General features: G+C 51.3%; 17 protein-coding genes. 7 read left to right on the plus strand and 10 right to left on the minus strand.

Going from position 1 to position 17,667, the window contains the following annotated elements:
- Positions 1-2: 2 nt before the first annotated feature.
- The 5 genes from DHN43_RS04770 to DHN43_RS04790 are packed head-to-tail and all read right to left on the minus strand — an operon-like array spanning position 3 to position 4,478.
- The gene (locus DHN43_RS04770; protein ID WP_108817871.1) at positions 3-1,292 is read right to left on the minus strand and encodes a 3-deoxy-D-manno-octulosonic acid transferase; all 1,290 of its coding nucleotides are present in this window, start codon (positions 1,290-1,292) and stop codon (positions 3-5) included.
- 24 nt (positions 1,293-1,316) lie between these two features.
- Entirely contained in the window at positions 1,317-2,012 is a 696-nt protein-coding gene (locus DHN43_RS04775; protein ID WP_108817872.1) for a lysophospholipid acyltransferase family protein, read from the minus strand.
- 48 nt (positions 2,013-2,060) lie between these two features.
- Complete coding sequence (locus DHN43_RS04780; protein ID WP_057462263.1) at positions 2,061-2,303, minus strand: DUF4170 domain-containing protein; 243 nt, start codon at positions 2,301-2,303, stop codon at positions 2,061-2,063.
- 50 nt (positions 2,304-2,353) lie between these two features.
- Entirely contained in the window at positions 2,354-3,148 is a 795-nt protein-coding gene (locus DHN43_RS04785) for a 3'(2'),5'-bisphosphate nucleotidase CysQ (protein ID WP_063295492.1), read from the minus strand.
- The gene (locus tag DHN43_RS04790; protein WP_063298799.1) at positions 3,135-4,478 is read right to left on the minus strand and encodes a TldD/PmbA family protein; all 1,344 of its coding nucleotides are present in this window, start codon (positions 4,476-4,478) and stop codon (positions 3,135-3,137) included. The genes DHN43_RS04785 and DHN43_RS04790 overlap by 14 nt, the downstream gene beginning before the upstream one ends.
- Before the next feature lie 317 nt (positions 4,479-4,795).
- Between DHN43_RS04790 and DHN43_RS04795 the strand changes: the two genes are divergently transcribed.
- The gene (locus DHN43_RS04795) at positions 4,796-5,395 is read left to right on the plus strand and encodes a DUF6101 family protein (protein WP_108817873.1); all 600 of its coding nucleotides are present in this window, start codon (positions 4,796-4,798) and stop codon (positions 5,393-5,395) included.
- Between the two features lie 5 nt (positions 5,396-5,400).
- On the opposite strand, the gene ubiA is transcribed toward DHN43_RS04795, so the two are convergent.
- Both ubiA and DHN43_RS04805 read right to left on the minus strand, forming a co-directional pair.
- Positions 5,401-6,345 (minus strand): 4-hydroxybenzoate octaprenyltransferase, encoded by a 945-nt coding sequence (gene ubiA / locus DHN43_RS04800; RefSeq protein WP_108817874.1) that lies wholly within the window; start codon positions 6,343-6,345, stop codon positions 5,401-5,403.
- Between the two features lie 71 nt (positions 6,346-6,416).
- Complete coding sequence (locus DHN43_RS04805) at positions 6,417-6,905, minus strand: hypothetical protein (RefSeq protein ID WP_063317837.1); 489 nt, start codon at positions 6,903-6,905, stop codon at positions 6,417-6,419.
- A 120-nt stretch (positions 6,906-7,025) separates the two neighbouring features.
- Between DHN43_RS04805 and purD the strand changes: the two genes are divergently transcribed.
- The gene (gene purD, locus DHN43_RS04810; RefSeq protein ID WP_063302444.1) at positions 7,026-8,306 is read left to right on the plus strand and encodes a phosphoribosylamine--glycine ligase; all 1,281 of its coding nucleotides are present in this window, start codon (positions 7,026-7,028) and stop codon (positions 8,304-8,306) included.
- A 321-nt stretch (positions 8,307-8,627) separates the two neighbouring features.
- On the opposite strand, the gene DHN43_RS04815 is transcribed toward purD, so the two are convergent.
- A complete protein-coding gene (locus DHN43_RS04815) occupies positions 8,628-9,392 on the minus strand; it encodes a helix-turn-helix transcriptional regulator (RefSeq protein WP_057462284.1) in 765 nt (254 codons plus the stop codon).
- Between the two features lie 218 nt (positions 9,393-9,610).
- On the opposite strand from DHN43_RS04815, the gene DHN43_RS04820 reads away from it, so the two are divergent.
- From DHN43_RS04820 to DHN43_RS04830, 3 genes are read left to right on the plus strand one after another with little or no spacing between them, the layout of a single operon-like run.
- Positions 9,611-10,456, plus strand: coding sequence for a patatin-like phospholipase family protein (locus DHN43_RS04820; protein WP_108817875.1), 846 nt, complete (start codon positions 9,611-9,613; stop codon positions 10,454-10,456).
- 30 nt (positions 10,457-10,486) lie between these two features.
- On the plus strand, positions 10,487-11,239 hold the full coding sequence (gene fdhD, locus DHN43_RS04825) for a formate dehydrogenase accessory sulfurtransferase FdhD (RefSeq protein WP_108818010.1): 753 nt from the start codon (positions 10,487-10,489) through the stop codon (positions 11,237-11,239).
- A gap of 46 nt (positions 11,240-11,285) precedes the next feature.
- Positions 11,286-13,580, plus strand: a complete 2,295-nt coding sequence (locus DHN43_RS04830) for an FdhF/YdeP family oxidoreductase (protein WP_108817876.1) — start codon at positions 11,286-11,288, stop codon at positions 13,578-13,580.
- Positions 13,581-13,779: 199 nt separating this feature from the next.
- On the opposite strand, the gene DHN43_RS04835 is transcribed toward DHN43_RS04830, so the two are convergent.
- Positions 13,780-14,172, minus strand: coding sequence for a DUF2147 domain-containing protein (locus DHN43_RS04835; protein WP_063287185.1), 393 nt, complete (start codon positions 14,170-14,172; stop codon positions 13,780-13,782).
- A 138-nt stretch (positions 14,173-14,310) separates the two neighbouring features.
- Positions 14,311-15,750, minus strand: a complete 1,440-nt coding sequence (locus DHN43_RS04840) for an aldehyde dehydrogenase family protein (RefSeq protein ID WP_108817877.1) — start codon at positions 15,748-15,750, stop codon at positions 14,311-14,313.
- A gap of 144 nt (positions 15,751-15,894) precedes the next feature.
- Here DHN43_RS04840 and DHN43_RS04845 point away from each other — a divergent pair, with 144 nt between their 5' ends.
- Both DHN43_RS04845 and DHN43_RS04850 read left to right on the plus strand, forming a co-directional pair.
- Complete coding sequence (locus DHN43_RS04845; protein WP_063306551.1) at positions 15,895-16,479, plus strand: class I SAM-dependent methyltransferase; 585 nt, start codon at positions 15,895-15,897, stop codon at positions 16,477-16,479.
- Between the two features lie 92 nt (positions 16,480-16,571).
- The gene (locus DHN43_RS04850) at positions 16,572-17,225 is read left to right on the plus strand and encodes a TetR family transcriptional regulator (RefSeq protein ID WP_063293718.1); all 654 of its coding nucleotides are present in this window, start codon (positions 16,572-16,574) and stop codon (positions 17,223-17,225) included.
- Positions 17,226-17,667 lie beyond the last annotated feature (442 nt).

Below are 17,667 nucleotides of genomic sequence, written 5' to 3' on the forward strand. Positions count from 1 at the left end.
TTCTACTCCTTCCCTGCTGCTGGTTGCTTCACTGGCAGATACTGCTGCAGCTCAAGCTGGGTCGCTGCCAGAGCACCCCGTCCAGATTCGACCAACGCTTTTGCTGTGTCAGCACGCGTTTGAACTTCCGCTGGGTTATGAAGCAGGTTTTCGATCTGATCGGCCAACTCACTGGTGTTGTGTACCAGAAGAACGCCTTCTTCCTTTGAGAAGTGGCGATAGATCCATGCGAAATTTTGAGTATGTACACCAGATAGGATGGCGCAGCCCACTTGAGCCGGTTCAAGGAGGTTATGCCCACCGATTGGCCTCAGGGAACCGCCCATAAACACAATCGGCGCAACACGATAGAACAAGCCAAGCTCGCCGAGCGTGTCAGCTATATAGATATCGGTCGCATTGGTAATGGCTTCGCCCCGTGAGCGCTGCGTGCACACAAGGCCCATCTGCTCCAGCTCTTCGCGGATTTCCTGTGCCCGGACCGGATGCCTTGGAACGATAATCGTCAGCAAGCGATCAAACTTGTGCTTGAGCTCTTGATGAGCCTTGGCAACTTCAACTTCTTCTTCTGGGTGCGTGCTGGCTGCAAGCCATCGTGGGCGACCTTCGAGCTGATCTTTGAAGTCAGCGAGTTCTACCGGATCACACTCAGGAATATTGCCGTCAAACTTGATATTGCCCGTAGGTTTGACGCGGATTGCTCCCAGTTGCTTGAACCGGGCCGCATCATCATCTGACTGGGCGAGCACGCAATCAACGGTTCCAAAGACTGAATGAGCAAAGGAGGGAACGCGGTTCCAATTTGAAAAGGAGCCTTCTGACATGCGTCCATTGACGATGATCAGTGGGATTTGCCGCTTTTCCAACTCATGGAATGTTGCCGGCCAGATTTCTGATTCAACTGTGATTGCCAGACAAGGTGACCAGTGGTTCAGAAATCTCTTGATGTTGCCGCGCGTATCGTAAGGAACAAACTGATGGATCACGCCCTCTGGCGCAGAGGCTTCAACCACCTGCGCAGATGTCAGTGTCGCTGTTGTGAGCAGTACTTTGGAACCACCGTCGACGACTTGCTTTGCAAGTGGCAGGACGGCGTTGGCCTCCCCTACACTTGCTGCGTGGATCCAGATCAGGTTTCCAGATGGCCGCTCTTTCGAGGCGACACCAAACCGTTCCCCTTTGCGGTTCTGATCTTCTTTGCCCTGGCGGGCGCGCAATTTATACAAGCCAACAAGGAGCGGCGCGGCCAGACGGCCAAGACCTTGATAGACTCTGAAGATCACTGAACTCATGGGACCCAGTTCTGCCAGTGTTTGTTATTTGCCTGATTTGGCGATTGCGTAAGCTTTGTCAGTTATTTCGTTCATGCTGTTTTCCAGACGCTGACGAATTTCCTCGACCTGTTCATCGCTTGCGTCAGCCGGCACCGGAATAGGTTTACCAAAGCATAACCCAATATGGCTGAACGGCAAATTGATGGATGCCTTATCCCAAGTATCAAGGTCATAATGGCGGCTGGTTGCCATTGCTACGGGCAGGATTGGCCGACCGGAGTGCTTGGCCAGCTGTACGATGCCTTTACCCGCCTTACGTGCAGGGCCTTTGGGCACGTCTGCAGTCATGGAGACTGTGCCGCCTTCTTTGAGCACGCGCAGAGCTTCAATAAAACCGCGCATGCCCCCACGTTTTTTGACTTGGCTGGAGCGCTGCGCACCAGCGGCCCGGATTGTACCCAGCCCCAGTTTTGATGCGCAAATCGCTTGCATTTCGCCATCAGCACTACGGGAAATCATAACTCGAATATCCCAATGTTTGGGACAAGCAAAGGGCAACATGAAATGCTGACCGTGCCACATGGACGCGATGAATGGTGCACCCTCCTCATGTTCCTCATAGACCTCTGGAGGATCAATGGTGAGTTTACTGCTCTTGTAGACAAAGAGCAGATAATACGCCATGGCAGTGCCCGCAAGCTTCATGACAAGCGGGTGTTTGCCTAGTTTTTTCAACATTTCACAAGCCCATTTGAGTTCGGGCAGAATTCCCGGGAGGCGCAGTACTTACTTGGTTTCTGCGCCCGGATCAAGCAGACGGTGCATGTGTACAATAAAGTAACGCATCAATGCGTTATCAACGGTACCTTGCGCCTTTGCTTTCCACGCGACGTGTGCCTCAGCGTAGTTCGGGTAGATGCCTACAATGTCCAGATCCTTAAGATCCTTAAAGCGAACATTGCTGATATCTTCTAATTCACCACCAAACACGAGGTGAAGTAGCTGTTGGTTTTCTTCTTGAGCACTCATAGTGTTCGCTCACCTTCTTCACAGAGAGTCCGACCGGAAACCGATAAGGATTAATCCTCTACGGATATTCCCTGAAGCCTTTTAAACAATTTGGCAGAAGATGCCACTAGTCCGGGGTGATTTGTTCTAGTTTTATTGTAGTAGAGGGTCGATCCAGACAAGTCTACTAACTGGCCCCCAGCCTCACTGATGATTAAATCCGCTGCGGCAAGGTCCCAATCGCGGGCTCTTGCACGCGCCAGACCTGCATCCAATTTCCCACAGGCAACCAGTGCAAAACGGTAGGCAAGTGAGCCCAGATAAGGACTGAACCGAATCTGCTCACTCTTTACGCCTTCTTTTTCAAGGAAGCTGACGGGGCCTGCGATGTAGGCGCCGGTGACGGACGGGCGATCTGAAACCGCAATCTTTTCCTGATTGAGATAGCTGCCTCCTCCCTCTACGGAGGTGTAAAGCTCATCACGCACCGGGCAAAAAATTACACCAGCTGTGGGGCGACCATTTTTGACCACTGCCAGCGACAGGCACCACTCATCACGTCCATTCAAAAACGCACGAGTTCCATCAATCGGGTCGATGATAAACACTGTCTCATAGTCTTTACGGACCAGATCGTCTTCGGTTTCTTCCGAGAGCCAGCCATAGTCGGGGCGTGCTTCGCGCAATTTAGAGGCCAGAAACTGATCAACTTCGATGTCAGCGACAGAGACAGGCGAGTCGCCTTCTTTGGTCCAGTTTTTTGGTGAGTTCCCAAAATAAGAAAGGGCGATCTTGCCGCCCTCCAGAGCTGCTGAAACCAACAGCTCCAAATCTTCCTGCACGCTATATTTGTTAGCTTCCGGCAATCGTCAGTCCTTCGATAACCACTGTTGGCGTGGCCACTGCATATCGTTCGTCCAGATCAGATGCCGGTGTCAGGTTCAGGAACATATCCTTGAGGTTGCCTGCGATGGTGATTTCGCTCACTGGATAGGCGATTTCGCCATTTTCCACCCAGTAGCCAGAGGCTCCTCGGGAGTAGTCACCTGTTACACCGTTTGCACCGTGACCAATCAAATCCGTTACCAGCAAACCTTCGCCGATATCTCTTAAGATTTCTTCCGGTGTTTTCTCACCCGCCTGAAGCGTCAGATTGGTTGCGCTTGGAGAGGTGGAGGACCCGGAACGGCGTGCACGGCCATTTGAGGTCAGGCCAAGTTCACGCGCTGCATATCCGTCAAGGAACCAATGGCCCAGAATACCGTCTTCAATCATGTTGAGGTATTCAGCACCGGTTCCTTCCGCATCAAACGGAGCTGTGCCACCGCCGCGCGCCTTAAACGGGTCATCGGAGATGGTGATACCTTTCCCGAAGACCTGTTGCCCCATTTTATCTTTCAGGAAGCTGGTTCCACGGGCGATGGCTGCTCCGTTGATCGCGCCTGCAAAGTGACCAAGCAGGGAGCGCGCTGTGCGTGGTTCATAAACCACTGGCGCCTTGCGGGTTTCCAGCTGACGTGGATTGAGGCGGCGCACGGTGCGCTCTGCTGCAATCCGGCCAACTTCTTCCGCGGACATCAGATCATCCCAATAGGTGCGGGAATCGAATTCGTAATCACGCTCCATGCCGGTGCCTTCACCAGCAATGGCTGTCATGGAGAAGCCGGAACGGGAGCGCTGATAAGCACCAACAAATCCGTGGCTTGTGGCGAGTACGATGCCAGAGAGTCCCCAGCTTGCGCCAGCACCGCCTGATTTGGAAACGCCTTCAACCGCAAGAGCCGCAGCTTCAGCGTCGAGCGCTGTTCTGGTCAGCTCCTCGGCATTCACCTCACGTGGATCTATCAGGTCCAACTGAGGGATGTCTTTCAGGAGACGCTCAGGTTCAGCAAGCCCAGCGTATGGATCTTCCGGCGTGACCTTTGCCATTTCAACGGCACGGGCTGCAAGCTCAGCAGGGTCGTCACTCGCATTGGATGAAATGCTGGCAACCTGCTTGCCGACAAATACGCGGAGTGTCACGTCGTTACCTTCTGCGCGGTCGGTGTTTTCAACCTTGCCTTCGCGCACGGAAACAGACAATGACATGCCCGTAACTGCGATTGCGTCTGCTGCATCGGCGCCGGCTGCTTTTGCAGCTTCCACCAAGCTCACTGCTTGCTCTTCAAGCTTTGAATTGGCAATTGCGTCAGACATTCGCATGGACCTCCTGTTTTCTTGCTCTTCGTGTTTAGGGCGTGCCTGTCTTAAGAGCAAGCACACCTGCCAATAATCGCGGGGCTGTACGCAGAAATTGCAGCGGCTTGCTGGGCATGACTTTGCACATAGGTGAGCCCACTTAAAGATAGTTAGAATTTTAGCAAGTTCGGAAGAGGTTCGCTAAGCCTCTTTAAAATCAGAGTTTTTTAACCATTCGAGTTAAGGACTTACGCAGATTCTACCCTGTAATTTTCCTCTAGTTTGAAAAGAAGATGAATTGAAACCTCCACACCTGTGGAGGGAGGGGCAGTTCCGTGATCAACTACAAATCGCAGTTTTTGGGCCTTGCGAGCAACGACAACCACATTAATCGTGTGAGTGTATCGCTGCCGTTTCGCATGCAGGCGGACCTTCCTGATGATCTTCTTGAAACACCGGGCGTTAACAGATCCGATATTCGCATTGATCCGGACAAGGTGCTTATTCGCCGTGAGATGGGTGGGCTTCCGCTTACTTTAACCGTTCCGCTTGGGTCTTACTCTGGTGTTGGAGCGAGAGCGACAGTCAGCAAGATCAGCGATGAGCTGGAGTATCAGGTCATTTTGCTGCATCGCGATCATGCTTTGAGCATTCCGCTTTATACCAGCACAGATATGGAGCTGACAGCGGATTATTGGGAAGCCTGGTCAGATGTTTTGGCACTGCCGCTTCTCATGATCGACAGCGATGGCACCTCCAAACTGGCGCGTCTTGGGCTTAACACGTGCTCCAAAGGAGAGGCGCTGCCACGCAGAAAACTTCGAGCGTTGACTGGACGACGTCCGCGTTTTCTTGTTGGCCGCGAAACAGGTAAACCAACACGGTTGCAGAAGATATTTGCCAGCTCCCGCCGTTTCACATCTTTGCGGCGCTGAAACTCTTAAAGGTAATAGGCCGCAAGGCCGTCCAGCACCAATCCGATAAACAAGATCAAGCCGAAGGTTGAGTTGGACTTGAAGAGCTGAAGGCACTGGTCGCCATCATCAATGTCCAACACGCGGATCTGGTTCAGCAAGTGAAATGCACCGAGCGCCAATCCGGCAAATGCAAGCGGGCCACTGCCTGCTGCAATGAAGGCTCCTGCAAACAGAACAACTGTTGCGCCATAAAGAATGACCAGAGCCTGACGGGTTTTTTCGCCAAACAATCGCGCTGTTGAGCGCACGCCGACCAAAGCGTCGTCCTCTTTATCCTGATGGGCGTAGATGGTGTCGTAGCCGATTGTCCAGAGGATACCCCCGCAATACAGCAGCACCGGTGCCAGTGACAGACTGCCAAAGACAGCGGCCCACCCCATCAATGCGCCCCAGGAGAACGCCAGACCAAGCACGAACTGTGGCCAGTCGGTGATGCGTTTCATGAATGGGTAGGCAGCAACAATTGCCAGAGAGGATATGCCCAGGACGATGGTGAAGGTGTTGAACTGCAGCAGTACGACCAAACCGGCGAGTGCTTGCAGTGCCATAAAGATTTTGGCTTGTTTGCTGGAGACCTGACCTGAGGGGATTGGACGAGAGCGTGTGCGCTCGACCTTATCGTCAATATCCTTATCAACGATATCATTGTAGGTGCAGCCTGCGCCGCGCATTGCCACTGCGCCGATAAACATCAGCACAGCGTACCAGATATTTGGGATGGCAGATCCTGCTGCATTGGATGCAAGGGCCAGAGACCACAAACACGGCCACATAAGCAGATACCAGCCGATTGGCCGCTCCCACCTGGCAAGGCGAGCAAAGGGGCGAAGGCCTGGCGGCAAGCGCGTATCAACCCAATGACGCTTTACTGCATCTGCAACTGGACCAGTGTCTTTGGTATTGAACATTGCCACCTCACCGTCATGTCTGGAGCTTATCTGCGTTCGTTTCCCTTCACACAGCAAGTTCCAAGTTCGCTTTAAAAGCTGAGAGGAAATTCCTCTTCGTAGTGAATTGTCTTTTCCAACAGATCAACACTTTGCGTCAAGAAGCCAAATTCCTCGAAGAACTGTTTTCTGGTCTTTCGCTCTGGTCTCTTCAGCGAAACTTCCATCTTAACGACCGACTTTTGTGCCAGATCATCCTCCAGTGCCTGCAGCACAGGCGGTAACAGCCGCTCAATCCCTTCCATTGGAGCGAGCGCCACCTGCTCTATGAACCCGACTTTGCCACCGGCCCGGACACTGTACCGGTAGCTTACAAGCACAAACCCGAGGCTTTTTCCCGTGCTCCTGACCAACCATGCCTGCCCTGCACTTGGGTCAACCAGCAACCTGCGGGCGGTTTCTTCCAGTGAACGAACCGGCTCTGAAAGGGTGTCTTGCTCTCCCCATTTTGCCAGCAGCTCGAAGAATTCATTCATAAACAGTGGTGTAACCAGCAACAGTTCGACTGATGGACGGGGCATTTTGGTCTCTCCAGAGCTGTTGTTCGTTTACTGTGAGCCATACTCATGCTACAGGCTGCATCACATCCTAGACGCACAACTGGGGAACCTGTTCCCTTCTTATTTTCAGGGTCTACTTCAATGAATATTCTGCTGATCGGTTCTGGCGGGCGTGAACATGCGCTGGCATGGTCTCTGGCGAAATCTCCGGTGCTAAACGAACTGTTTGTTGCCCCGGGCAATGCAGGCATCGAGCAATTTGCCAAGTGTATTGCACTGGACCCGACTGATCATCGCAGTGTTATCGAGTTCTGCCGCCTCCACGACATCAATTTTGTTGTAATTGGCCCGGAAGCTCCACTGGTTGATGGCCTGTCTGACAGTCTTACCCATGCTGGCCTTCGTGTATTTGGTCCATCTTCTGCTGCTGCGCAGCTGGAAGGGTCCAAAGGCTTCACCAAGGACATGTGCTCCCGCGCAAATGTGCCAACCGCTGCGTATGGCCGGTTTGACAATGCCGAGGCTGCCAAGTCCTACATTCGTGAGCAAGGCGCTCCGATCGTGGTGAAAGCAGATGGCCTTGCTGCAGGTAAGGGCGTCATCATGGCCATGAACGAGCAGGAAGCACTCGATGCAATCGACAGCTGCTTTGACGGTGCCTTCGGTGCTGCTGGCGCGGAAGTGGTTGTTGAAGAATTCCTTGAAGGCGAAGAAGCCAGCTTCTTTGTTCTCTCAGACGGTAAGAATGCTCTCCCGCTGGCGACAGCACAGGATCACAAACGAGCATTCGATGGTGATGAAGGCCCGAATACTGGCGGTATGGGTGCCTACTCCCCTGCACCAGTGATGACCGAGGAGATGATGGACCGGGTGATGAGAGAGATCATCCACCCAACCATTGCAGACATGAAAGCGCAGGGTTGCCCGTTCAAAGGCGTGCTTTATGCGGGTTTGATGATCACCAAGGACGGTCCGAAGCTGATTGAGTATAACGTGCGCTTTGGCGATCCGGAATGTCAGGTTCTGATGATGCGCCTGAAGACCGATCTGCTGCCGATTCTGCTTGGCTGCGCTGAAGGGACATTGGATCTGGTGGATGCGGAATGGCACACAGATCCTGCGATCACTGTTGTGATGGCGACCAATGGCTATCCGGGTTCCTATGAGAAGTTGAGCGAGATTAAAGGTCTGGTAGAAGCTGCAGCTGATCCAGACGTAGAGATTTTCCATGCCGGCACCGTGGTTGCTGATGAGAAACTGCTGTCCAATGGTGGCCGTGTTCTGAACATCACAGCGCGGGCGGCGACTGTTTCTCAAGCGCGTGAAAAAGCATATGCGGCTGTTGAGAAGATCGACTGGCCGGGCGGGTTCTACCGCAAAGATATCGGCTGGCGCGCAGTTGAGCGTGAGCAGCAGGACTGATCTGCTCTTTTGCAGGACTAGACATATTTACAAAGGGCGGCTTTTCGAGCCGCTCTTTTTTTGTGCCGACTGAATACAATTGCCAAAAAAAATCCTCCGAAGCGAACTTCGGAGGAGTTATATTTATCTACACTTTCAGTCGGACAACGACAGCCTGTGCCCAACCAACAGATCAAATTGATAAACTACCACAAACAACTGCACGAGGCGAAAAGTTGCCATGCAGGAGCTAAAGTGCAACCTCTAGCAATTTTGATTATGCATAAATGCACAACTCATAACAATGGGGGATTTTCCCTAACGCCTTAAAGTTGCAAAGGTCTAGGGCGAAAGCAACTGAAAGGTCATAGCACGAGCAACTGCATGCGTCCGGTTCGTTACTCGCAGCTTTTTGCAGGCCCGTTTGATGTGATGTTCTACGGTTTTCTCTGAGAGATTCAGGATGTGGGCGATCTCTTTATTTGCCCTCCCTGCCGTCAACCACAGCAGACATTCATGCTCTCTCGGCGTGAACCCGAAGAACTCACTCAGGGTTTCAGGTTCTTGCGCGTAGGTATGGAAAAGTTGCACCGCCCCTTTCAGGATCGGGTACTTTGCCGTCATCTGTGCATCAAAACCGAGCTGTGTCCGTTCACAGGAGGCAAAGCTCGCACCGCCGACTAAATGCTTGTTGGAGCAATCCACCGGGATGGTCACACCGAACTTCAGACCTGCTGAACGGACATCATGGAAGAAGCCTTCATCAATCTTTCCGGTTGGTCTGACGGTATAATCGGTCCAAAGCTGATCGGCTTTCTTGCCGCTGAGCAGATGATCCATACCAGGGTCTTTGAAGTAGTAATGATGGCTGTTGTAATGATCGACCCAATCATCTGCGTGATTGGACAGGCAAATCGGTTGCCGGTCTTCTACACGGCCTTCGATTTTGGGCACGATGATGTAGGCGCCTTTTTCAAAGCCCAGTCTTTCAGCAAAACTGGTAAGCTCTTCCCAGCGGCTTTGCAGGGACGAACAGTTCCATAGATCTTGAGAAAACTGCAGTAGATTTCGATCAAAGCCTGCCGGATAACCCATGGAATAGTTCATCATTTACACCGCAAGATTGGAGCCTTGCTTCATATCAACCAGCCAAGTTGTGCGCTTAACTGCCACCAAATCAATTGATATGTTTGCCCCAGTGCCCATCTATTGTTTATCTATGTTCGTCATTCATGATTATCACGTTATTTCTCTCGGTTTTCAATTGGAAAGCAAGCGAGAGCACCTATATTTTTAATGAGAGTTATTAAAGGATCAGGCTTTCAATGAGTACTCCCAAGATTGGCCTTGCCCTTGGTGGCGGAGGCGCCCGTGGTCTCTCCCATATCCCGGTTTTGCAAGCTCTTGATGACATGGGCATCACACCTCATGCTATTACTGGTACATCCATCGGCGCTTTGATTGGTGCAGGATATGCAGGTGGCGTGAGTGGAGACGCGCTTGAGGCATATACTCTTGAAACACTTGGCGAGTGGAAGAAGGTGCTCAGCAAGCTGGTTGAGGTGAGCATGCCAAAACGCTTTGCAGACCTGCTTGGTGGTAAGTCCAGCATTGGTCAGTTTGATTCCAAACGTGTGCTGGAAGTCTTTGTGGGGGATGTGCTCAAAACCGACTTCTCTGAGCTTTCCATTCCATTTCAAGCCATTGCTGCGGATTACTACAAGGCAGAGGAAGTGCGTTTTTCCGAGGGTAATCTGGTGGATGCTGTCTCAGCCAGTATCGCCATTCCGTTTGTCTTCAGGCCTGTGCACCTAAACGACACGGTGCTCATTGATGGCGGCGTTGTTAACCCGCTGCCTTTTGATGTGCTGCCCAGCGATTGTGACATCGTGATTGCAGTGGATGTTGTGGGCACACCCAAACGAGATGAAAAACGCGGGTTTCCCAGTGCAACGGAAAGCGTGTTTGGTGCGACCCAAATCCTCATGCGGACCATTTCTCAGGAAAAATTGAAAATACGGGCACCTGATCTTTCGATCTTCCCAAACATTAAGCAATATCAAGTGCTTGATTTTTTAAAGGCGCGAGAAATATTGGAGGATAGCGCCGAGCTTCGTGATGAGGTAAAGGTTGAGCTTGACCAAAAGATCGAGAACTACCTAATCTCTTGATAAGAAGAATAGAAAGAAATGGAGTCTGGGTTGTCTATTCTGGACCCTGAGTGGCAAACACCGATTGCTGAAAGCAGAAAACTTCCTCCAGAAGTCCCCATTGCGGTGACGTTGAATGGAGAAGGCTTTGCTGTGTTTATGGCCACGCCCAGAGATCTCGAAGACTTTGCTGTTGGCTTTGCTATCAGCGAGTCGATCGTCTCCTCCATCAATGATGTGCACTCGATCAACCTCAATGAGCATGGTGAGGAAGGCATCAGCGTCAATCTGGATATTGACGATGAGCTGTTCTTCACCGCTTTGAAGCGCAAACGCCTGCTGACAGGAACGTCTGGCTGCGGCCTGTGCGGGCTTGATAGCATTCGTGCCGCCTTACGCGCCCTCACCCCGCTTGCCCAGCAGCCTGCTCCCAAAACCGCGAGCATTGGGGCCATGTTTGAAGCGATGCAATCCAAGCAAAAGCTCAATGGCATTTATGGTGGCGGCTTGCATGCAGCTGCGGTGTGTTGTGGTGATAACATACTGGCAGTGCGCGAAGATATTGGCCGACACAATGCCATGGACAAAGCTCTTGGGGCTGGCGTGCGCAGCGGCGAACCCGTTGATCTGGTCATCACAACGAGCCGGTGCAGCTCTGATCTGGTGCAAAAAGCAGTTAGCGCCCGCGTTGGAACACTTGCAGTCATGGCAACGCCCAGCGATCTGGCTGTCAAATTAGCACAAGAGAATTGTTTAAATCTATTTAGTTGCAACCGTGGATACAGCTTCACACGCTACAGCTAGCGACTCATCAAGTTCGTGGGCGTTCTAAGAGCCTGAGGAGTCCGACGTGTCCGACACTATTATTGCAAAGAAATCAACAGCTCCCGCTGGTGGCTGGGGCGCCGTGTGGAGCTGTGGTCAGGCTCTGTTGCAAAACACGTCGCTTACTTCAGGAATCCAGACAGTTTTAAAAACCAACCAGCCTGACGGTTTTATTGGCCCAGGCTGTGCATGGGTTGACCCTGAAAAAACCTCGTCCATCGAATTTTGTGAAAACGGCGTCAAAGCTGTTGCTGCCGAGATGACGGATAAGAGGATCACAGACTCCTTTTTTCAGGAATACACGGTTTCTGAATTGCAGACCTTCTCCGACATTGACCTTGAGGATCAAGGCCGTCTGACAGCTCCGCTGCGCTACAACAGAATAACTGACCGCTATAACGAAATCAGTTGGGCTGAGGCCTTCAAGGAAATTGGTGCAGAACTGCGGGGCATAAAAGACCCCAAAGAGGTCGTTTTTTATACCTCTGGACATGCAAGTAACGAAGCTGCCTTTCTCTATCAGCTGTTCGGGCGTGTTTATGGCTCCACAAACTTCCCGTCCAGCTCCAATATGTGCCATGAAGCCAGTGGTATTGCGCTTGAAGAAGCGATCGGCAGCGGACTGGCTACGGTTCGTCTGGAAGACTTCTCCAAAGCTGATGCCATCTTTGTTTTTGGCCACAATCCGGGCTCGACTGACCCACGGATGTTGCCGGTGCTACGCGCAGCCACGCAACGCGGCGCGCATGTGGTGTCCTTTAACCCGCTTAAAGAGCGCGGACTGGAGCGTTACGCAGACCCCAAGAACCAGCTGGAGATGATGCGGTTTGGTTCCGCACCTGTTGCGAGCCATTTCTTCACCCCGAAGCTGGGTGGTGACATGGCGGCGGTGCGCGGCATGGTGAAGACCATTCTGGCATGGGACTATGAGCGGATACTCACCCATAGCCATGTTGACCGGGTGTTTATTGAAGAGAATTGCAACGGGTTTGAGAGCTATGAAAAAGCGCTTGAACTGACGCCTTGGAAAGAGATTGAAGACCAGTCTGGCCTCTCCCGCGACGAGATTGAAAGAGCAGCTGCGATTTATGTGCAGGCAGATCGCCCGATCATTACGTGGGGCACAGGGATCAGCCAGCACAAACACTCTGTTGCAACAATCCGCGAGATCATGAACCTATTGTTCATTCGCGGAAACGTTGGCAAGCCGGGGGCTGGAGCCTGCCCGATGCCGGGCCATGCGAACACGCAGGGTATTCGCCGTATGGGCATTACCTCTGACCCTTCAGAGGAGTTTCTGACCTCTTTGCAGCAGGCCTTTGAGTTTGAACCGCCGATGGATGCTGGTGTTGATGCTGTTGAGTCCATCAAGATGATGGATGAGGGCAAGCTGCGGGTCTTCATGAGCCTTGGAGGCAACTTTACCCGCTCTGCGCCGGACACAAACCTGACAGAGGAAGCGATATGCAAATGTCGCCTGACGGTGAGTATTGCAACCAAGCTGAACCGTAGTCATCTGATGACAGGTGCCCTCTCCTATATTCTGCCTAGTCTGGGCCGCACTGAATATGATGACCAGCGTTCAGGTGAGCAGATGGTCACTGTGGAGGATTCACTCTCCAGAATCCACGGATCTGCTGGTGTAAACCCGCCAGCTTCTGATCTTTTGATGTCAGAACCTGCGATTATTGCCGGATTGGCCAGAGCGACCCTTGGCACCAAGGTGGTCAACTGGACGCATTACATAGAGAACTATGATCGCATTCGGGAAAAGATTGAGGAAGTGCTGCCCGAGTTTGCCGGGTTTAACGGCCAGGTGCGCACCCCGGGCGGATTTTATCTGAGTAATCCGATTGCCGACCGAAGATGGGCAACAAAGTCCGGCAAAGCTGAGTTTTCCGGCTACTCGCTTCCGCTTGCGACATCGGCACAGCAAACCGCCAGAGCGCCAAAGCTTACGTTCACCCTGCAGAGCCTTCGCTCCAACGATCAGTTCAACACCACCGTTTACACACTCAATGACCGTTACAGAGGTATCTCTGGCGGACGCAAGGTGGTGTTCATGAACCCAATCGACATGCGACGGGCGGGTGTTTCCAAGGGTGAAAAGGTTGATATCGGAACGGTGAGCGAAGATGGCCGCAATCGGCGTGCCCTCGATTTTCAGGTGGTGCCCTACGACATGCCACAGGGCTGCATCGCCTCATACTTCCCGGAGGTGAATGTCCTTGTACCCGTTTACTCCGTAGGCGACCAATCCGGCACCCCAACGAGCAAGGCTATTCCGGTGTCACTGTCAAAATCTCGTCGTCGGGGGTGATTTTTCTGTTTTGACTGTCAAAGCTTGTTGAACTGCCTATCGAAAGCATGGCTTTGACAATCTGCCCATGCGTCTTTGCAATGGCGTTTCGTAGGAGGAATGAGCGCAATGTGCTCGTTTACCATTCCCCCTACAAGCTTGCTATTGCTTGAATGAGTTAGGCAGTCGCAAGTTTTGAGGTGGAGATGCAATCTCCGAATTATTCAGTTCGGTTCCATTTTTGACCTGCGCAAATGAACATCACGCAGCCCGACACTTTTAGCTGGCTTCCGAGCATGTCCATTTTCCCGTTATAGGTCTTGCCATCAAAAACACGCCAGAATTTTCCATCACGATATTTACCGCCCGGCTTAGGGGTCATATCCCAAAGAATTGTCTTGCCGATATTGCCGTCATTTACTGGTGTCCCATCTTCTTCGAAAAGCCGCAAAAGCGTTCCACACATCTTGTCGCCGCATTGCTCAATTTTGACATGGCTGTATCGGCCTTCATCCAGCCCAGTTTCCCAAACGCCGATTGCCGGATCTGCCGCTAAAGCTATGCTTGACGACATTGTGAGCGCTATCACACTAGAGAGCATGAGAGTTTTCATGTGTGTATTCCCTTTCAAATTTTAGGTTTTTAAAGCGTTGCTGATCGCAAACCTGCGCTTAGGCAAGGGACAGCCCGAGTGGCCTGCCCAATCTCCGAGGTAACTATTCATGGCTTGAAAATTTAAGCTTTGAGAGCTTCAAGAGGTCTCAGTCAGGCCAACTCTGGAGAGCAGCATTTTTCGGGCTCGACTTCCTGAGAGTGGCGGCAAGAAGTTGGTCGAGAACCGTCTGACTAACCCTTGCTCGAGCACGCTTTTGGGATTGGAGAAAGCCTTGAAACCAACCTTGCCTCCCTTGTACCGACCCATGCCACTGTTCCCGACGCCGCCAAAGCCCATGGTGTGCGAACCGGCATGGATGAGGAAGTCATTGACCGTCACGCCGCCAGCGCTTGTTTCAGATAAGATCCGATCAATGCTCGCACGATCATTGCCATGAATGTAGAGGGCCAGAGGTTTCTCTTTGCTATTGATAATTGCAAGGGCATCCTCCAGTGTCCTGTAGCTAAAAACTGGTAAAATAGGGCCGAAGATCTCTTCCTTTGATAGCATCAGGTCAGGCTTGGGGTTGGCCACAAGCGTTAGAGGAAATTTTCGACTCGTGAGATCAGGCAGAGCTTCTCCTTCAGGGATAATCTCACGAATACGAGCACCGCTTTCCCGCGCCTCTTCAATGTAAGAGTTCAACCGCTTAAAAGATGCCTCTTCAACGACAGCGGTATACTGCGGATTTTTCAGCACTGTCGGATAGATAGAGTGGGCCTCTTCTTCCAATAAGTTCAGAAATGTTTCGAACTGGGCTTCGGGCACCAGTGCATAGTCTCCAGCTATACAAACTTGCCCACCATTCATAAGGCGCGTTTTTACTGTTTTGCGCGCTACAGAACGCAAATCAGCATCTTCCATAACCAGCACGGGCGACTTGCCACCAAGTTCAAGAAGGACTGGTGTCAGGTTCTTGGCTGCCGCTGCCATGATGTGACGAGCTGTTGTTGCCCCGCCAGTGAAGACCAGCTTATCCCACGGCAATGATGAGAAGAACTTTGCCAAGTCAACATCACCGGTAACGACAGCAATTTCAGATGGATCAAAGTATTTTGCTACGAGCCTTGTCATCAAAGCTCCGGTTTCAGGCATGATTTCCGGGAAACGCATCATGACCGTGTTGCCCGCAGCAATGGCGTCGATAGCCGGGTCAAAGGCCAGTGTAATTGGTGCATTGAAGGGAGATATGACCCCAACCACGCCCAAAGGCTCATGGAGGATGTAGGAGCGTTGACCCAAGAGGCGCATGAACCCGTCTGATTGACGTTCCGGTTTCATCCAGGCTTTCAAGCTTTTGCGAACGACTTTGACATTTTCAAGCGGTGAATAGACGTCCCCCATGAACGCCACATCAGGATCACGAGTACCGAAATCATTCTGTAACGCCTGCACCATAGCCGGATAATTTTCGCGGAACAGAGACTCAATACGCCCCAACCGGTCCATTCGCGTTTCAAATGAAACTGACTTCGATGAGGCATAGTTTCTTTTTTGCAAGTCAAAGACCTGCTGAACCTGCTCAATTTTATTCATCGGTTGCACCTGACCCTCTTTAATTCCGCCGGAAGTCGTTCTTTATTGACTAGTAAAGGACTGATAGTCTCTTATATAAAAGACCATCGGTTCTTTTCAAGTCAATTATTTTCTCCTGAAGTGCCTAGATTGAGGAATGAAGGAATGTCTCAAACATTCAAACAGAAGTCTGATTGTGTGTTGTTTTCTGAAAACTGGTTGGAAGCTCCCCTGCGCACAGGAGCGGTATTGCCAAGCTCTTCGGAGTTGGCCAGAGCTATGGTCTTTGCCTCTGCCATCAAACCTGGTGCCCGGGTACTTGAAATTGGTCCCGGTACAGGCTGCGTCACGCGTGCTCTGTTGCATGCAGGTGTTGAAGAAAAAGATTTAACGCTGATTGAGTTGTCGAAATCATTTACTGAAGGGTTATCCAGGGACTTCCCAGCAGCTATTTTGTTGCAACAGGATGCTTACCAGACACTCAAAAATCTTTCTCATGGGAAGAAGCAATTTGACGCCGTTGTTTCAAGCCTGCCTCAATTTGTTTATCCGAAAGAAAAACGCGAACAGTTTCGTGATCATTGCCTTGAGGTTCTCAAACCAGGTGGACGATTAGTGCAGTTTACCTATTCAACAATCTCACCTATTCCAAAGCGAAAAGGTGTTCAGGCCATCAGGTCACGACGTGTCTGGAAAAATATCCCTCCTGCAGTCGTATGGGCCTATCAACCTACTTACGCTGCACCCTAAGCTACTTTTTTGAGTGATTGATGGGGTAAGAGCTACATCCCATCAAGGCTTAGGTTAGATTTGGCGATAAAGGCGAGCTATTCGGAGAAACCATGGACTTCAAGCGAGCACGCAAGGATGAGCAGAAAGCTGCTCGACGCGAAAACATCCTCAAAATGGCGAAGGAACTATGCTCTCAAAAGGGCGTGATGAATTGGTCGCTCAACGAACTCGGCAAACACGCAGCGGTAAACAAATCTAATCTTTATCGCTATTTTGGGAGCCGCGAAGAAATCCTTATGACTTTGATGCATGAGGAAATGTGCTTGTTTGTAGATAATTTTCAAAACAATGTTTCTCAACGAACCGTCTCGATTGAGGACCTTAGCAAGATTATAACTGATCAATATTGTGAGCAGCCATTCTTGTGCGAGCTGCTTTGTATTTCCGCATCATTTTTGGAACACAACACCCATTTGGAAGCCATCAAAAAGATCAAGCTGCAAGGCTTGGGGCTTTATGAAAGAGTTGCGACCAATATTGCAGAGGCAATGAATGATAGTAGCAAGGAAGACGGCCAGAAAATTGCTTTCACGTCCGCCCTGCTGGTCTCAGGTTTGTGGCCAATGGCCAGTCCATCAAATCCAATAAGAGAGCTTTCTCAGTTTGAAGGCCTTGAATGGCTCAACCTCTCATTTCGAGATGAGCTATTTGACGCGATCTACACATACATCATCGGACTACAAGCAAAGAAAAGCAGACTGTAGGAAAAACACTTAAAAGCGCGAGAAAGTCGCAGAAAGCGGCCCACACTTTTACGCACCTACAAACGCAACCAATATTGCACCCAGGCTAAGATACCCACGAGTTGGCTCAACTATCCAGCATCTTATGTGTTGGATAGCTCCACTGCTTTCATCTCAGATGCACGCAGGACCTTTCTCGTGCACAAGCGAATGTCATGAGCAGCAATGATGCACCCGAGAAGCTCCGCACTTCGGTCAAGCTTCGCAGAAGGCTTGGGCTGACCTTTCCTTAAAACCACATTAGCAAGAATTAGAATGGACTTATCAGGGGTGAGCCAACCTCTCTGCTCGCAGATTAGATGCGAATTGAACTCCGAGCCAAAACCGCATCCCCTCTTCCTTCCCATGGGGAACATGTTTGGGACCGTGGCACTATTAAAGTTCTCGGGTCAAAAGAGGTGAT

The sequence above is a fragment of the Pseudovibrio sp. Alg231-02 genome (assembly GCF_900143565.1).
Classification (GTDB): Bacteria; Pseudomonadota; Alphaproteobacteria; order Rhizobiales; family Stappiaceae; genus Pseudovibrio.